General features: G+C 33.1%; 9 protein-coding genes. 6 read left to right on the top strand and 3 right to left on the bottom strand.

Annotated features, from left to right (window positions below):
- Positions 1-58: 58 nt before the first annotated feature.
- The 3 genes from WNY78_RS02610 to WNY78_RS02620 all read right to left on the bottom strand — a co-directional run bounded on the left by WNY78_RS02610 (position 59) and on the right by WNY78_RS02620 (position 11,831).
- Positions 59-2,266 (bottom strand): T9SS type A sorting domain-containing protein, encoded by a 2,208-nt coding sequence (locus WNY78_RS02610; RefSeq protein WP_342871617.1) that lies wholly within the window; start codon positions 2,264-2,266, stop codon positions 59-61.
- 211 nt (positions 2,267-2,477) lie between these two features.
- Complete coding sequence (locus WNY78_RS02615; RefSeq protein WP_342871618.1) at positions 2,478-8,060, bottom strand: lamin tail domain-containing protein; 5,583 nt, start codon at positions 8,058-8,060, stop codon at positions 2,478-2,480.
- Positions 8,061-8,291: 231 nt separating this feature from the next.
- The gene (locus tag WNY78_RS02620) at positions 8,292-11,831 is read right to left on the bottom strand and encodes a T9SS type A sorting domain-containing protein (RefSeq protein ID WP_342871619.1); all 3,540 of its coding nucleotides are present in this window, start codon (positions 11,829-11,831) and stop codon (positions 8,292-8,294) included.
- A gap of 312 nt (positions 11,832-12,143) precedes the next feature.
- Between WNY78_RS02620 and wecB the strand changes: the two genes are divergently transcribed.
- From wecB to neuC, 6 genes are all read left to right on the top strand, one after another.
- On the top strand, positions 12,144-13,247 hold the full coding sequence (gene wecB, locus WNY78_RS02625; protein WP_342871620.1) for a UDP-N-acetylglucosamine 2-epimerase (non-hydrolyzing): 1,104 nt from the start codon (positions 12,144-12,146) through the stop codon (positions 13,245-13,247).
- A gap of 131 nt (positions 13,248-13,378) precedes the next feature.
- Positions 13,379-14,569: a UDP-N-acetylglucosamine 4,6-dehydratase gene (locus tag WNY78_RS02630; RefSeq protein ID WP_342871621.1), complete on the top strand. Its 1,191-nt coding sequence runs from the start codon at positions 13,379-13,381 to the stop codon at positions 14,567-14,569.
- Complete coding sequence (locus WNY78_RS02635; RefSeq protein ID WP_342871622.1) at positions 14,569-15,711, top strand: LegC family aminotransferase; 1,143 nt, start codon at positions 14,569-14,571, stop codon at positions 15,709-15,711. The genes WNY78_RS02630 and WNY78_RS02635 overlap by 1 nt, the downstream gene beginning before the upstream one ends.
- A gap of 15 nt (positions 15,712-15,726) precedes the next feature.
- Positions 15,727-16,380 (top strand): NeuD/PglB/VioB family sugar acetyltransferase, encoded by a 654-nt coding sequence (locus tag WNY78_RS02640; protein ID WP_342871623.1) that lies wholly within the window; start codon positions 15,727-15,729, stop codon positions 16,378-16,380.
- Complete coding sequence (locus WNY78_RS02645) at positions 16,380-17,390, top strand: N-acetylneuraminate synthase family protein (RefSeq protein WP_342871624.1); 1,011 nt, start codon at positions 16,380-16,382, stop codon at positions 17,388-17,390. The genes WNY78_RS02640 and WNY78_RS02645 overlap by 1 nt, the downstream gene beginning before the upstream one ends.
- Entirely contained in the window at positions 17,387-18,502 is a 1,116-nt protein-coding gene (neuC, locus tag WNY78_RS02650) for a UDP-N-acetylglucosamine 2-epimerase (protein WP_342871625.1), read from the top strand. The genes WNY78_RS02645 and neuC overlap by 4 nt, the downstream gene beginning before the upstream one ends.
- The last annotated feature ends 3 nt before the right edge of the window (positions 18,503-18,505 follow it).

The raw sequence follows: 18,505 nt of genomic DNA on the forward strand, positions 1-18,505 counted from the left end.
CAAAAGTAAGTAAAAATTTAGTATTTAAAAACGTTATAGGTTTAATTTTGATCACAAATTATTTAATAATAATCTTTTTAGATAATTTAGAATCATTGTTTGATAATTTAATAACATATATACCTGTAGTTACGTTAGAAACATCAATTCGGTTTTGTAAAATTGTATCATCTAAAGCAATAGTTGAAATTAATCTACCTTGAATATCATAAAGCGCACAATTTGTATTTTCTGAAAGTTGACCGTTTACAATAATTTCTTTTGATTTAGAAGCCATAAAAATATCTAAACTGTCAAAACTGTTTTGTGCTGTACTTAATGAATTATCAATAAATCTTAAATAGAAACGACCTACACCAGATAAATATGAACTAGGAGTCAAAACATAATCAGAATTTGTTAAAAGAGTAGATGTACTTGCAACTGTATCATCTAAATATACTTCAACTGTACTAGGTATAGTGCTGTTACTAATGCTAAATGTTATTTGTTCACTGATATTAGCAGTTACACCTAAAGGTATAATAACATCATTATAATCTGTCTCGCCAACTGCTTGTATCCCAAACGGAATACCATTATTTTCTTCTACTAAATTAGAATACACAGAAAAATCTGGTATGGTTCCACCAAAAAGACTAGCATCAAATCCTGGATCTAATCCTAAAGTGGAAAATTCTGTAAAGTAAACTTCAGTATCATAGCTATTAGTTGCTGATGCCAAATTTAATTTTACTGTCGAAATAGCTGAAGTAGATCGCAAAGGTATAAAATCATCACTAGCACCTATAGATCTTATGTCTGAATCAAAATTTACAACTTCACTAGCTGAGCCAGAAGCCACAAAAAATCCTTGTCCTGGTGCTATTAGAGCATTTGGATTTAACAAAGAATATAACGAATTCCATACTATCCAACCATCTGAAGCAGCACCATCATAACCGTAAACTCCAGCTGCATTTGTATCAAATTTACCATTGTTCATGCTTAAAAACCCAGAGAGTGTTATATATGAAGGGTAAGGGTTTCCAATTAAATTCCATTGATTACCACCTGAAGGCGTTGTAATTGTTTTTGGTACATCATCAGTTTCAACAGTGCCAGTAAATGTATATATTCCTCCATCTGTATCTGCAGAACCTGTACGGTAACCAACTCCTGAGTCAAGTATAATACCGTCGTCAACTGTTTCTTCAAATAAAACATAATTGTTTGTACTGCTATTGTCAAATGGTCCAAAAAGGTAAAAAGGTCCATTACCACTTACCATTCCTGAAAGTATATTAGTGTCAGCAGCCATTCTTAAATCTCCAAAAGTCATGCCAGCTACAGGTGGACTTACCAAATCATTTGCAGTAGTAGATGTTCCTGAACCTGCAGCATTGTTTACAAATCGCTTATAGGTTACAGTTCCAGTTACTGAGTTCGCAATTAAGCTAGAATAGCTTTGAGAATTTGAGTTAAATGTAACATCACCTGTTGCAGTCAAATTATTTGAAACTGTTAGGGATTTTCCTGCATTAACAACGACGTTACCACCAGTTTCTACCAATAAAGACTTTACTATCACATCACCCTCAATTTCTAATGTTGCACCAGATTTAACAGTAATATCACTATTTGCAAGACTAGTTTGTAATATTAAAAGACCACCTTCAATAGATGTTGTACCAGTATAAGTATGTGTCCCAGTTATTATAAGCGTGTTAGTTCCAATTTTTTTCATGTTCCCAGTACCTTCCATTGTACCATTAACAGTAATATTTCCAGTACCCAAATTACCAAATTCTACAGTATTACTATTGATGAAGATGTTTTGATTAAAAACAAAACTACCACTAGAGTTTACATGAATTTGAACTGTGCTACCATCAATTCCTATTGGTGTGTTAAAAGTGTGGGTTGCAGCAGAAGCGTTATAGATACCTCCAGATGCAGACAAACCACCTCCAGAATTATTTATAGTTCTAGCAGACGTTGCGCTAGATTGAAAATCTAAAGAAGTGAATTGATAAAAACGACCATTAGTCGTCATTGTTGTATTATTATTATGACCAATTTTAACATAATTTCTTGTCGTATTTCCATTATCTGGATCACCTTGACTGTTGTTTGAAGTCGCATAAAACCATGGTAATTCTCCATCACCAAAATTTCCAGTCGATACATCTCCTCGACTAAAAACGTCTTGTTGCGCAAATGTAGTTTGAAGTAATACTAAAGAAATTAATAATGTAAATAAACAAGTGGTGTATTTTTTAATCATGCCGAAATCATTTATAGTTAATACCTAGTTTAATTAGGAATATGTAAAGATATACTAAGTTATAATACTCTTAAAACCGAAAACGTTTTCGTGTTAATAAGTATTCATTAATTAGACCATGCTTTGATTAAAAAGTCACATTTCGGTGTAAAAAATAAAAAAAGACATACTCATAGAATATGTCTTTTTTAACTTTTAATAAGTGTTGTGGTTATTCTACAACTAGTTTTTGAGTTTTTTCTAGGTTATTACTTTGTAGCTTCACAATGTAAATACCAGTGTTTACCGTAGAAACATCAATTCTATTTTCAAGAGTTGTATGGTTTAATTCGGTTGTAGATACGAGTCTTCCTTGAATATCATAAATGTTGCAAATGGTATTCTCTAGTAGTTGTCCAGCGATAACAATCTCTTTTGTTGCTTTTGAAGTGTAGATGTTTAAGTTGTTAAAACTGTTTTCTAGAGTAGACAATGCGTCTTCAGTGTATCTTAAGAAGAAGCGTCCTGTGCCAGATAAATCAACATTTGGAGTTAATACGTAGTTTGTGTCATTTAATAATGTTGTTGTATTAGCAACAGTATCTTCTATATACACGTCTATTGTTGATGGTAAAGTAGACTCAACGATACTAAATGTAATTTGCTCACCTTGATTTGCATTAACACCTAACGGAATTGTTACACTGCTTAAATCTGTAATATTTAATGATTGAATTGCAAAATCAACTCCAGTATTATCTTCAACCAGATGCGAGTATATAGCAAAACTAGGAGCGCTAGGGCCAAAAACTTTGGCATCATAACCAGGATCAAGTCCTAAAGTTGAATTATCATTGAAGTAGAAATCTGTTTCGTAATTTGAATCTCCACGTTCTATTTGAAGTTTTAAATGCTCGTTATTTTCAGTTCTTAAAGGAATAAAATCATCATCACCAATTATGGTTTGCATAGCAGTAGTAAAGTTTACGGTTCCAGTACTTTCAGCTGCAACTAAGAATCCTTGACCAGGAGCCATATTGTAATCTGTACTACTAGTTGTATTAAAGTTTAATATTCTCCATCCACTTCCAGCATCACCATCATATCCATAGATACCAACAGCATCTTCATCTAATAAAGCTGCGTTTTCATTTAAAAATTCTGCACTACTAATATATGATGGATAAGGATTACCTACTAAATTCCATTCACTAGCAGCACCAATGTTAATTGCTACAGGAACACTACCAGTTTGTACATCTCCAATAAAAGTATGTGTTGTTGTAGCAGTATTTGTTGCTGTTCTATAACCAACACCAGATGTCAATATATCATTATCGTTTGCTGTTGTATAGTTTTCGTAAACGTTTGTATCATTATTTAATGGGCCAAATAAATAAGAATCAACACCACTAATAGTTCCAGTTGGAATATTAGTATTAACGTTTCTAAACACTGCAAAAGTTTGATTTTCATTTGTAACAGGTGCAGAAATAAGATCATTGTTCCCAGTTATAGGATTTGTAGCAAACGTATTGATATGACGTCTATAAATAACATCTCCAGTTGAAGTGCCTGAAACAATTAAGCTTGAGTAATCATTAGAAACTGAATTTAAATCTAAGTTTCCTGCGGAAATGTTTAAATCTCCACCAAGAGTTAAGCTTTCAGTTGCATCAATGGTTAAACTTCCACTGGTTAATACAGTTAGGTTAGCACCAACAGTGAAATCAACAAAACCTGATTGAGCACCATTTGTTAAGTCTAAGGATGCATTTTCAATAATTACATTATCAGGAACACCAACACCAAGAGCAGTTCCATTACTCCATTCGTTAAAACGGTTGTAAGTAGCAATTATATTTCGGTATTCTAAAGTAGAACCAGAACCGTATGTTGGAGTGATATCTGTAAAACCACCTTCGGTTAATATAAGTTTACCATCTACATTAATATTACCAGTTCCAGTAATTCCACCAGTCATTGCAAGTGTGCTACCTGAATCAATAGTTAATACGTTAGATCCAGTTATTTCTATAGAACTAGCAGAATAATTAGTGTCTTGATTAATCACATTATTAATTGTAATCTCATCACTATTTAAAGGTGAATTTCCATTTGTCCATGACGTACTTTCAGACCATAATCCGTCAGCAACAGAAGGTGCTTTTCCTCCTTGAAGTCCACTATTAGATTGGTAATAGGTATCCATCCCAACAGGATTAGCGCCAGGATTACCAACCGTATTCATTCTACCTATTGCTTCATTAGACCTAAATGCACCAGAAGGATTAAGGTAAGTAGCTAATACGTTTAAACTTTCAGCGTTTGGAGATGAGTTGATATTAGCAAAATCTATATTAAATGTGTATGTCGCTGCATTGTTAGTTGCTGTTGGACTTAATACTGCATCTTGGATAAACGTATGAGATCCAGATTCAACGATTTCAAATAAACCAGCAAAATTATTATTCATAGATATTGCGAAATCTGGTTCGAAACCAGGAGGAAAACTTAAAGTAGATCGGTTAGTTCCATCAAAACCTGAAATTGCTTTTCTTCCATCGTCACCTGTATCTGTTAAGTTAGCTGTATCTGTAATACCACCAGACTGACTGTCTATATAAATAACCATATAGTCATTAAAATCATCAGTTCCTCTGGTATACGTAAAATCAATAGTTGTACCTGAAACAGCACATACCTCAAGGGTACCATTACCTAAGACACCTCCAAAACCGTTTAAACCGTTTCCAACAAATGTGTTGCAAGTTGGAGTAGCGCTACAATTAGCTGTGTGAGAACCTAAATTTGAAACGTCATCTTCAGGGAATTGTATCCATTCTGATTCTAAAGTTGGAAAATCACAAGGTGAGTTTGAAGGATCTAAAGTAACTCCTTCACAAATACTAGCATTTCTTACCAATGTGTTATTTTGAGTATCATTTGATGCTGAACTCCAAAAAGATCCAGGATCGCAACCTATGTTTCCAACGATATCTATAATTGTACCATTGTTTTTAAGAACAACAGTATCATCTCCATTAAAGTTGCAAATAGAAGAACTGAATGCTGTACCTTCATATATGTTTGCACTAGAATTTTCTAAAACAATTGTAGCTCCATCTGCTAAAGTTGCTGGGAAACCAAATCCTGTGAAATCTTCAGTGTTAGATGGACTTGAAGCTCCGTTGGCATATAGTTCAACAGAATAATCTGTTAGCGAGACATCTGTTCCTGTACCATTATAAATTTCTATGTATTTGTTGTTACTTGACCCTTCGAGGTATTCTGAAATAAATAAATCTGTAGCACCACCTGCATCACCTGCAGTAGTTACATCAAATGTTGTGCTTACTTCTGTCATTAAACTACCAGAACTTGCAGTTAATGTATAACCAGTACCTACAGTATCGAAACTTAAATTATCAAAAGTTGCAGTACCAGACACTGTAGCTTCTGCATAAGAAGCTGAGATGCTATAAATATCTGCAACAGATGGTGTTAATGTAATTGTTACAGCATCTAAATCTGTATTAATCTCATCATCAACAGCTGTAACTGTAGGAGAAGGAGACATAATAGCATTGACGTCTACATTTGATGTATTAGTGTCAATAATTAAGCTAGTTGCTGTTACTTCAATTTTATTGTCATCACCATTAAGTGTGGTTTCAGCACCTCCAGCATCTACTGCAGCAAAAACAGAGCCACTAGGATCTGCAGATGCAGCACTGATGGTTAATTGAATTTGATCGTTATCTGTAATATTTCCATTGTCAAAAGTGACATAAACACTAAATGTTTTAGAGCCGTCATCATCAGCTGATATACTTAATCCTGTAAAAGTTGTAGTTGCTGTTACAGTTGATGTTTCAGCATAGGTAGAAAGTATTGGTGCTGTATCATCGATTAATGCTATTGCTGCAATATTAGCAGCGCCAATAATATCAAATGAGATCGCTGTTAATGTTGTTGTTAATGCATCTGTGTCTGTAGGAGCATTTCCAGCATCTTGAATAGTAAATTCTCCAATTTTTATAGCGTTAGTCTCATCTAAACCACTAGTGACATCATCATACAAGGTGTAATCGATATTATTAGGTTCATCAAAACCAGATTCAATGATATTAGATAAGTTTGAAGTTCCTTTAGTAATAGAAAGATCATAAGTTGTTGTTTGTGGAGTAGCCCAAGTAGAAACAACTATATAATACGTTTGACCATTTGTAACAGGAAACAAAGGAATGTTTAAATCTAAAGTGCTACTAGAATTTACATCTCCAGCTTGACAACTATTACCTATATCTGCACAGGAATCATATATAAAGACACCTGTGTAAGTGTCAGTAATACTAGTTAAATTAATATTAATAGTTCCATCTTCATCAGATGTGTATGTATATACGATATCATCTCCATCTAAATATGAGCTAGTAGAACCACAACCAGAAGCTCCTGGTGATCCAGAATAATCATCACCAAATCCATCTGTAGTTTCAGCTAAAGCAATGTATGGTAATACTCCTAAATCTATAGGATCATCGCAAGTACTACCTTGTGGTGGTGTAATTTCTGTTGTAAAAGTAATTGGACCTACCCAATTACTATATCCATTGCTGTTCGAAGTACAATTAGCTCTTACATAAACTTCGTAGGGCGTATTTTGAGTTAAGCTTGATTCTGTATGAGGATTATTAGTTGTAACTGTTCCAGAACCTGGTGTGTTATCAGGTGTACCTGTACCAGCTGTCTGTACGGCAATTTCCCATTCTCCCTCTAAACCTCCAGCTGTCCAGCTAACGATAGCTTCTACATCAGTAAAACTATCTATACTTAATCCAGAAATGCTTGGACAAGCAAGTGGAGTTGTTGCGTCTGCATCTATTCCTGAAGAATAATCTGTACCATCATATGTGTAGGCTCTATAATAATAGGTTGTGTTTTCTGTTAATCCAGTATGATTAAAAACTGGGTCAGGATCTGTACCAAGTCCTACAACTAAAATTTCATCATCTCCAAAGAAATTTCCTACTGTTGGAGTTCCTGTTGGTGTATCAAAATTATTATCTGTATTAAATACGATTACTACACTATCTCCAGTAGCATTATTTCCTGGATCGTTATCATCATAAGTTAAATCTATTTGTGTAGAAGAACTTGCATTTGCTGAAAAAGCGTTTGGGTTTGCTGGACCTGAAGCTGTAAATGTAAAGTTTGTCAAGTCAAATGTTTGAGCAGAACCAGAGGTAGACCATGAACTTCCGTATATTAGAGATAAATAAGTGTTTTTGTCTTGACCAGTTCTAGTTCCTGTGTATATTCCATTATCTCCACCATAGTAAATAGCGTTTGTACCTAGCGTTAAACCAGTGCCTGTTAAAGTGCCAGCATCGCCACCATCTTCTCCAACAAAACCAAGTACAGTGTATGTGCCAGAATTATATATGTTAGTAGATGTTTGGTATAAATAAAAGCCATCACCACTATTGCCAAGAGCGAAACTACCAGCTCTTTGGGTAACTGTTCCTCCAACACTAGTACCATTTGTATCAATTTTAAATACAGTGCCAGCTGTTATTGTTGGTGTTACCCATTCGTAGAAACCTTCTCCTGAGTTAAATGAAGTGCCTCCCCATTCTTCATCTGTAAAGAAAACCGATTCTCCAGAAGAAATATTTTCTAAAGCAACAATAAGTGCTTCTTCGTCATCAACACTCAAGCCAATAATTGCTAGGTCACCAGATGATAATGTCTGACCAAACCCTAAATTTCCAATTAAAAGAAGTACTAAAAAAGCGTAAAAATGTTTCATATATCGTATAAATTTGTTGTTAGTCGATAAAATCAATAATGTCGCGTCAAGTCTGTGAGAATAAGGGATGGCAAATATAATAAAACTTCTCAATTGTAAGATTTTTCAACTATTTTTTTTTAATTATAGTGATTATTATTATTTAATTGAGTGAATTTGAAACATACTTAAAATAGAAAAAGCACACTTGAGAAAGTGTGCTTTTAAGAAACTGAAATTGTATTTGAGTGATTAATTAATAATCACTTTTTGTGATTTTTGAGAGTTTCCGTTGTTTAATTTAACAACATAAACTCCTGTTGTAAATCCTGATATGTCAATTTGATTAGAATTACTTCTAGTATCTAATTTCGAATTTAAAATCATTCGACCTTGAATATCATAAATTTCAAGTGTCGTATTGTTTTCAAGTACTCCCTTTACAAATAAAGTTTTTGGAGATGTTGTAGTGTAGATTTGAATGGTTTCAAAGTTATCTTCTGAAGTTGATAATGCTTCCGCAGAAAACCTTAAGAAGAAACGTCCTGTACCTGATACATTAATATTAGGTGTCAGTATGTAATCTGAAGTGTTTAATAATGTAAACGTATTAGTTACTGTATCTTCTAAAAACACATCAATACCTTCTGGGATGTTGTGTTCTAAAATGCTAATTGTTAATTGTTCACCTTGATTAGCATTAACACCTAAAGGAATAATTACATCATAAATAGCGTCATAATTAACAGCTTGAGCTCCTAAGTTTAATCCAGAATTGTTAGCCACTAAATGTGAGTAGATAGCAAATTCTGGTGCTTCACTTTGATAGATTCCAGAATCATATCCAGGATCCATGTCTAGTGTAGCGTTATCATTAAAATAAATATCTGTAGTGAATGCATAGACATTATTGGTCATTTCTAATTTTAAATGTGCAAGGTTTGTGTTATCAACTCTTCCTAAGATAAAATCATCAGTTGTACCTATAGATCGAGATGTAGCATCAAAAGTAATTGTTCCTCCACCAGGTTTAGAAGCAATGAGGAATCCTTGTCCAGGAGCAATGACAGCTGTTGGGTTAGCATCTGAATAGGCTTGGTTCCATATTGTATAACCGTCAAAGGCTGCACCATCGTAACCGTAAACTCCAGAGTTAAAGATGCTAAATTCGCTATTGTTATCTGATAAGAAATCTGAAAGTTTTATATACGAAGAGAATGGGTTACCTATCAAATTGAAGTCGCTACTACTTCCAACTGTAATTGGAGTTAAAATTGTTGATGTTTGAACATTACCAATAAATTCAAATGTTGAACCTGTAGGAGTGTCAGAAGCAGTTCTGTAACCTGTTCCAGCAACAATAACAGTTGCGTCATCTAAAGTAGTAAAGTTTACGTATTCATTAGCATTATTATCAAATGGTCCAAATAGGTATGAAAATACTTCATCTATGTTTCCTGAAGGAATATCTGGGTTTGATGTTCTAATTTGTGAGAATGTTTGACTAGCGTTAGTAACAGGAGCAGCAATTAAATCATTTGCTCCAGTTGTAGATCCAGAAGTAGCAAATTGGTTAACATGACGATTATAAATAACTTCTCCTTCAACAACATCTGAGATTAAAGACGAGTAACTAGTAGATGATGAGTTCATTTCTATAGTTCCTTTATTAATAATACTAGCGTTTGTTGTTAGTGATTGACCAGCAGAAATTGATGTCGTACCTATAGTATTAACATAATAGTTATTGGCTTGTATATTTGAACCAATAATGTAAGTTCCGTCATAGATATAAACGTTATCTGATCCTGTAGTATTAGATGGTGGGTTTGGAGACCAACCATTATCTGCATAAAGCAATCCATCAAAAACGCTTATTAAACTAAAGTTGTCAAAACCAGAATAACCATTGTTTCCATTATTTCTAACTCTAATTTCTAATCCAATTGTTGATACTGAATTTGGGATGTCCAAAGAAACAGTCCCTTCGTCTGATTCAATAGCACCATTTCCATTTAAAAGAAAAACTATAGCTTGAGGCACACCATCAAAAACTAATCTATATTGTGCATCGTCATTATTATTTGCATAACCTTGAACATCCCAGTCAAATGATAATTTGACATTATCAAAACCGCTAATATCTATAGGGTCAAGACTTAATGTAGCAAAACCTGTTGTACCATTATCTCCTTCGTCATTTAAATCATTCTCTCCAAAAATATTATTTGAGAATGAATTATAATCTAATGGAGCAGCATCTGCAATATCAATAATACCATAATAACCATCAGTTCCCCAACCGTTATCAAATGTTGCAACGTTAATATTGTATGTCCATTCTGGAGTAGAGCCATCAAAATCTTGAGATGCTATAGTAAGTAAAGGACCTTCTACAGTAAAAGCATTACTTGCTGCAGGAGATAGACCACTACCATAGACTAATAAAGTTGCTACAGTTTCTTTTTCAGTAAAAACAATAGTGTTTAAAGTAGCAAAGCCATTGGTCATTGGGTACATAATTAAAGCTGGATCTAATGATCCTGCTGCAAGAACGTTGATAGTGCCATTAAAATCTAAATCTTGAATACCATTTACATCAGCAGCTATTACAGTTGGAAAAGGTGTCATTATTTCAAACTGATACGTATCTGATGGTTCTTGTGTAAATACATATTGTGTAGCAGTAACTTCTATTTTGTTATCGTCACCAAAGATAGGTGTTTGAGCGCCTCCTGCATCATAAGCAGTAAATATAGATCCACTTGTTCCATCTGCAGATGCGGAATTTATTGAGACTTGAAATTGTGTGTTATCAACAACCGTTGCACTAAATGTAGCATAAATATCAAACGTCTTTGATCCATTATCTGGAGCAGAAAGTCCTGTGATACCTGTAAAAATTGTATTATCTGTAATGGTTGTTACTTCGGAAATATTAGTTGATCCATCAAAAATTGCCATTGCAGCAAATGATGAACTATTAGTAACACCTAATTCTAAATCTGTTAGTATTGTAGAAAGAGCATCAGTATCTGATAATATATTACCTCCATCTTGAATCGTGAATTCTCCTATTTTAATAGCATTACCTGTAGTTAACCCAGAAGTTGCAGAGTAATTTGTGTATGCTATATTGTCTGTTGGATCAAATGATGTTGCTATTATATTTGAATCAGTACTATTAGCAGAGGTTGGTGTTATATTGCCAATCAATCTAACTCCAGGAATTGCAATCCCAAAATCACTCCAAATAGGACGACCTTGCATACGCAACCATCCAGCATTTGTTATTGAATTCCAAGCGTATAATCTAAAAGTAATCGTTCCAGAAGCACCAGAGTTGATGCTTAATCCATTAATATTGATGTTTGTACTAGTATTAGCAACTAGAGTAGATGCTGTGTTTACTGCTGTTCCGGCAGTAGCAAAACCATCTAAACTATAAAATAATTGCCAATCTGCAGGTCCATTATCATTACGTCTTAATCTAAGATCGAGTTCAGTGATTTCAATGTCATAACTGGCATTAGAAGATGTAGACCATTCGATATAATCATTGTTTGTGGCAGCGGTTGCTTGATCAGAACCGTTCCAATTTCTTGATGTGAAAGCAGTACCACCTCTTTGGGCAATACCTGTTCCACGGGATAACCCAATAGACGAAATTGATGGGTCATTACCAGTTGCAGTTGGTCCAGGACCATTAGCGCTGTCAATTGTCACAATAGTTTGAGCATATCCAAATGCACAAAAAAGAATTGTAATTAATAATACGTAAATTTTTCTCATAATGAATAATAAATTTAATTCTATAATCTTAGATTAATTGTTTGATAAATAAGATTTTATAGATAGAGGGAACGGCAAAGATACTAAAAGAAATATCCTAAAAACAATTAATTAAACCTGATTAGTATGAAATAAACCTGATTTAGTATGAAACGTAATCAAATGAAATATTTTTCTTACAAATTTATAGGTTTCACATGTGTATTTAATTTAAGAGGGTGGATTGTCTCATAAAAATTAGAATATATTTGTAAAGTGGATAGTGTTAACTATGATATTTATATTGTGCTTGTAACACCTTAAATTTTAATAATGAAAAGATTATTACTTGTTGTTGGAACAAGGCCAAACTACATTAAAGTGACTCAGTTTAAAAAGGTCGCAGATAAACAATTTCCAAATCAATTTGATATTAAAATTGTGCATACTGGTCAGCATTTTGATAAATCAATGGCAGATGTCTTTTTCCAACAGTTAGATATTTGGCCAGATTTTTTTCTGAATATTAAGCCAGCATCAGCAAATTCTCAAGTTGGTGAAATTATGATGACCTTAGAAAAAATCATAGAATCTTTTCAGCCAGATCTGGTTGTAGTACCTGGAGATGTGAATTCTACTTTAGCAGCAGCTTTAACAACCTATAAAATGGGAATTAAACTTGGGCATTTAGAAAGCGGATTGAGAAGTTTTGATCGCTCAATGCCAGAAGAAATAAATAGAATTCTAGTCGATGAGATTACAGATTACTATTTTGTGACAGAACAAAGTGGGATAGATAATTTAATAAAAGAAGGGAAATCAAAAGATCAAATTCACTTTGTAGGTAATACTATGATTGACACGTTGTTTGCTTTTGAAAAAGATATTATTAACCAAAATTTACTTTCAAAATATAATTTAGAAAAAAGACAGTACATTTTAATGACCATTCATAGACCTGCAACGGTAGATAATAAGGAAGGTTTAGAAGCGCTTTTGTCACTAATTAAAAGTTTGCCGTCAAATAGAAAAGTCATTTTTCCGATGCATCCAAGAACGCTCAAAAATATTAAGACGAATGGATTAGAGAAAGCGTTTGGAAACATCGATAATTTAATAATTGCAGCACCAATGGATTATTTCAGTTTTCAAAATCTTATTCATAATAGTGCAATGGTTTTAACAGATAGTGGTGGGATTCAAGAAGAAACAACTTATAAGCAAATTCCGTGTTTGACCTTACGACCAAATACTGAAAGACCAAGCACTATAGAAATAGGATCAAATACCTTACTAAATTTTGATCAAGACAACATCTTACAGGTTGTTGAAAAAGTGATTTCTGGACATTATAAACAAGGAGAAATCCCTCAACTTTGGGATGGTAAAGCTACTGAGCGTGTTTTGAAAGTGATTTTGGAGGCTAATCTAAACTAAGTGTTAGCTTTTGAGTGGGTTCATTGCGTGTTAGAAAGTATAGGTTTAATCTTTTTAAGCCTTATCAAATTGTCGTATTATTGCAATCTGGTAATTTGGAACAAATGTTTCAAAAAAAATTGTGATAATTTATGAGTGTACCATTAGAGCTTATTGGTAGAAATAAGATGCTGTTTACTAAAGATATTCAGTCTAATCAAGAAGAGTTGTATGCTAAAGTATCTACTTCAAAATTCTTAGTATTAGGAGGAGCTGGTTCTATAGGTCAAGCAGTTGTTAAAGAGATATTTAAAAGAGATCCTTTAAAATTACATGTTGTTGATATTAGTGAGAATAATCTTGTAGAATTGGTAAGAGATATTCGTAGTTCATTTGGATATATTAAAGGTGATTTTAAAACCTTCGCTTTAGATATTGGTTCTGTAGAATATGATGCATTTATTGAAGCAGATGGTCATTATGATTATATTTTAAACTTATCTGCACTTAAACATGTAAGAAGTGAAAAAGATCCATTTACGTTAATGCGAATGATTAATGTGAATATCTTCAATACCGATAAAACGATTCAACAATCAATAGATAAAAAAGCCAAAAAGTACTTTTGTGTATCAACAGATAAAGCGGCTAATCCTGTAAACATGATGGGAGCTTCAAAGCGCATCATGGAAATGTTTTTAATGCGAAGAAGTCAACAAATTAATATTTCTACGGCTCGATTTGCAAATGTTGCGTTTTCTGATGGTTCATTACTTCATGGGTTTAATCAACGCATTCAAAAGAAACAACCAATCGTTGCGCCAAATGATATTAAACGCTATTTTGTAGTGCCTCAAGAAGCTGGTGAGTTGTGTTTGTCTTCATGTGTTTTAGGTGATAACAGAGATATATTTTTTCCGAAATTGGACGAATCATTACACTTAATTTCTTTTGCTGATATTGCTGTTAAATATCTCCAAAATCTAGGTTACGAACCTTATTTATGCGATACAGAAGAAGAAGCGAGAACAGATATAGAAACACATATTGCTAATAAAAGGTGGCCATGTTTATTCACTAAAAGTGATACAACTGGAGAAAAAGACTTTGAAGAGTTTTTTACAGATTCTGAAATTTTAGATATGGAACGTTTTAGCGGAATAGGCATCATTAAAAACGAGCCAACCTACGATAACGATAAATTAAATCATTTTTCAGACACAATTGAACGGTTAAAATTTCAGAAGTCATGGAATAAAGACGTCTTGGTAGATTTATTTCATCATATGATACCTGATTTTGGACATAAAGAAACCGGTAAATATTTAGACTCTAAAATGTAATGGAGAATTTTAAAAGCGTCACAGAATACATTAAAGATTTATATAGCACACGTGATTTTATACCGTTACATGTGCCTAAATTCCGAGGAAAAGAAAAAGAATATTTAGAACGTTGTATTGATACGACCTTTGTATCGAGCGTTGGGAAATTTGTAGATCAATTTGAAGATCAGATGGCACAAATTTCTGGAACAAAAAAAGCAGTTGCAGTAGTTAATGGTACTGCTGGAATACAAGTTGCTTTGCGATTAGTAGGTGTAAACGCTGGTGATGAGGTATTAACTCAGGCACTTACATTTGTTGCGACAGCAAATGCTATCATATATAATAATGCGCATCCTGTATTTTTAGATGTTGATTTAGATACGATGGGATTATCTCCTAAAGCGGTTTCAGCATTTTTAGAGCAATTTGGCGAGTTAAGAGCCGATGGTTGCTACAATAAAAAGTCAGGAAGGAAAATAAGCGCTTGTTTGCCAATGCATACGTTTGGCTTTCCTGTACATTTGGATGAGCTCATTTCGGTTTGTAAAAAATGGAATATACCTTTAGTTGAAGATGCTGCCGAATCTCTAGGTAGTAAATACAAAGGACAGCCTACGGGAAGCTTTGGAGAATTAGGTGTGTTTTCATTTAACGGAAATAAAATTGTAACCTCTGGAGGAGGAGGTGCTATTGTTAGTAATTCTATTCCGCTTGCTGAAAAAGGAAAATACTTGACTACAACAGCAAAACAACCACATCCTTATGAATATTTTCATGATGAATTAGGTTATAACTATAGAATGCCCAACTTAAATGCAGCTTTAGCTTGTGCGCAATTGGAACAGTTAGATACGTTTTTAAAAGAAAAAAGGAGCATTGCTAATATGTATGCTGATTTTTTCAAAACCCAAGGCATTCATTTTAGAACAGAGCTACCAGATACGAAAGCTAACTATTGGCTCATGTGTGTAGAACTGGAAAATAAACAAGAGCGAGACGCTTTTTTGAAACATACAAATAGTGAAAGCGTCATGACAAGACCAATTTGGCAATTGATGTTTAGATTACCAATGTATGAGCATTTCCAGAAGGATAGTCAAAAAAATGCTATATTTCTAGAAGAACGAATTGTAAATATACCAAGTAGTGTTAGATAATAAAATGATTAAAGTATGACAAATACTATTGAAAAGGTCGTGGTTATAGGTGGAGGTAGTTATGCTAAAATTGTTATTTCCATTTTAAAAAAAATAGAATCTTTTGAAATTGTAGGATATACAGATGTTAAGGATCAAGGTAAGGTGTTAGGTGTTAGTTACTTGGGAGGTGATGAAGTTTTAAGAACTTTATTTGAGGATAGTAAAGTTAAATCTGCAGTTATTGGTATAGGTCAATTACAAAATGCGAACATTAAGAAACGAGTTATTTCTGAATTAAAAACAATAGGATATCAATTTCCAGCTATAATTTCCCCTACAGCTATAGTAAATGAAGAAGTAGAATTGGGTGAAGGTACAATTGTTAGGGATAATGCGGTTATAAGTGCTTCGACTAAAATTGGAAAGTTTACTATTATTGGAACATCTGTTTCGGTAAGCTATGACACCTTAATTGGTGATTTCACAAATATTTCTTTAGGCTCTAATATTGGTATTGAAATTAGTATTGGAAATGAAGTATTAATTGGAATGGGCTCAACTGTTATGAATTATAAAAAAATTGTCGACAATTGCTTTATTGGTGCAGGATCAATGGTTATTAAAGATTGTTTGGAACCAGGTCTATATTTTGGAACTCCTGCTAAAAAAATTAAAAACATAGAATAATGGAATCTGTTTATATAATAGCCGAAATTGGCCCAAATCATAATGGTAATTTGAATATTGCCTTGGATATGATTGACAAGCTAGCAAAGATAGGAGTTGATGCCATAAAATTTCAATTGGTTAATCCAGATGAAATGTATTCAAAGGATTCTTTTAAAGCAAGCTATCAAGTAAGTAGCGATGCTAAAGAATCTGCAATACAAATGTCAAAAAATAATCAATTGCACGCAGATGATCATCTTCTACTTTATGAGAGATGTAAATCCTATGGTGTAGATTATTTATGTACAGGTTTTGACATGAAAAGTATAAAATTTTTAAATGAAAACTTCGATCTTAAATACTTCAAAATAGCCTCAGGTGAAATCTTTTCTATAGACATTATTGATTATATCTCTAAAATAGATAAACCAGTGATTTTATCAACAGGAATGTCAAATTATGATGAAGTTGCTCAATCTATTGATTTAATAAATCAAAATTTTAAGAAAGATATCACTATTTTACACTGTATATCAAACTATCCTGCTCCCTTTAATGTGGTTAATTTGAGAAATATGACAGAGTTAAGTGAAAGATTTAATTATCCTGTTGGCTTTTCTGATCACACTCTCGGAAACGAATGTGCTATCGCATCTGTCGCTTTAGGTGGTGTCATGATTGAGAAGCATGTGACATTTGATAAACAGGCAGTTGGTCCAGATCATAAAGCTTCGAGTACTATTGATGAATTTGCTTATTTGGTAAAACAAATTAGAAATATTGAATCTGCACTTGGAGGAAGAGAAAGAGTGATTTCTGAAAAAGAACTAGAAACTAAAAACGTTGCTCGTAAAAGTATTGTGAGTGCAAAAGATCTTGAAGTAGGAAATATATTGAAAGCAGAAGATTTTTGCTATAAAAGACCTGGTACAGGTTTTTTACCGAATCAAAAAGAAGAACTTATTGGAAAAAAAGTAATCCAAAGAATTGAAAAAGATAGAGTAATTACTAGTAGCCACATTGAATGAAAATTAAAATAGGTTTTTTTACTGGTGCAAGATCAGATTATGGAGTCACGAAGAAATTGATCAAAAAGTTGGTCAACGATAATGATTTTGAGGTTAAGATTTTTGTGTCTGGGATGCATCTTTTAGATACTTATGGTAATACCTATACTGAAATTCTTGATGATGGTCTTACAATTTATAAGAAGATTCACACCTATAGTGAAATAGCTAAAGATAAGAGAAATGAATTTTCTGAAACTCTTAATAAGGTTTATGATGTCGTTAAGAATGAAAATTTAGATGCAGGATATATAGTAGGAGATAGAATAGAGGCCTATGGAGTCGCATTGGCATTACACTTTTCAAACATTCCTATATTGCATTATGCTGGAGGTCAGATAACCAAAGGCGCTGTAGATAATATCTATAGGTATAATATTTCTAATTTGTCTTACTTGCATTTTACAACGATAAAAACAGCGTTCGAAAGGCTTAAAAAATTGCCTGTTATCAATCCAGAGAACGTTTTTTTTACTGGTTCTACAGCAATTGATTCTATTTATGAGTTTTTAGAAAAACCATTAGATATTAATTCATTAATATCAGAATTGAATTACGGTAATTTTGTGCTTATGACTTTTCATGGTGTCACAAATGCAGATGACAAAATTGCTTCTGTTATGGATTATGCAATCTCTAAAATATTAAAATTAGGACTAAAAGTGTTAATTACTTATCCTAATAACGATGATGGTGTTGATGAGATTATGGAAGTTATTGAGACCTATAGAAACAATAGTAATGTTATTATAAGAAAAAACTTAGGTGCTCGAGGTTACTATTCCGCAGTTTATAATTCAAAATTCGTTATTGGTAATTCAAGTAGTGGAGTGATAGAAGTTCCTTACTTCAATAAAATTTCGATTAATATTGGTCATAGACAAGAAGGAAGAGATACAGATACTAACGTTTGGAATGTCAATTCAAATCCAGAATCAATAGATGCTATTTTAGATAAAGGAATGTCCGTAGATTGGGTGTCTCCAAAAATAGAAGGACTATATGGTAATGGAAAAAGTAACGAAGCTATAGCTCAAATTATAAAAAAACGTTTTCGAAATTGTGATTCGTAAAAG

The organism is Psychroserpens sp. AS72, assembly GCF_038900375.1.
GTDB lineage: Bacteria > Bacteroidota > Bacteroidia > Flavobacteriales > Flavobacteriaceae > Psychroserpens.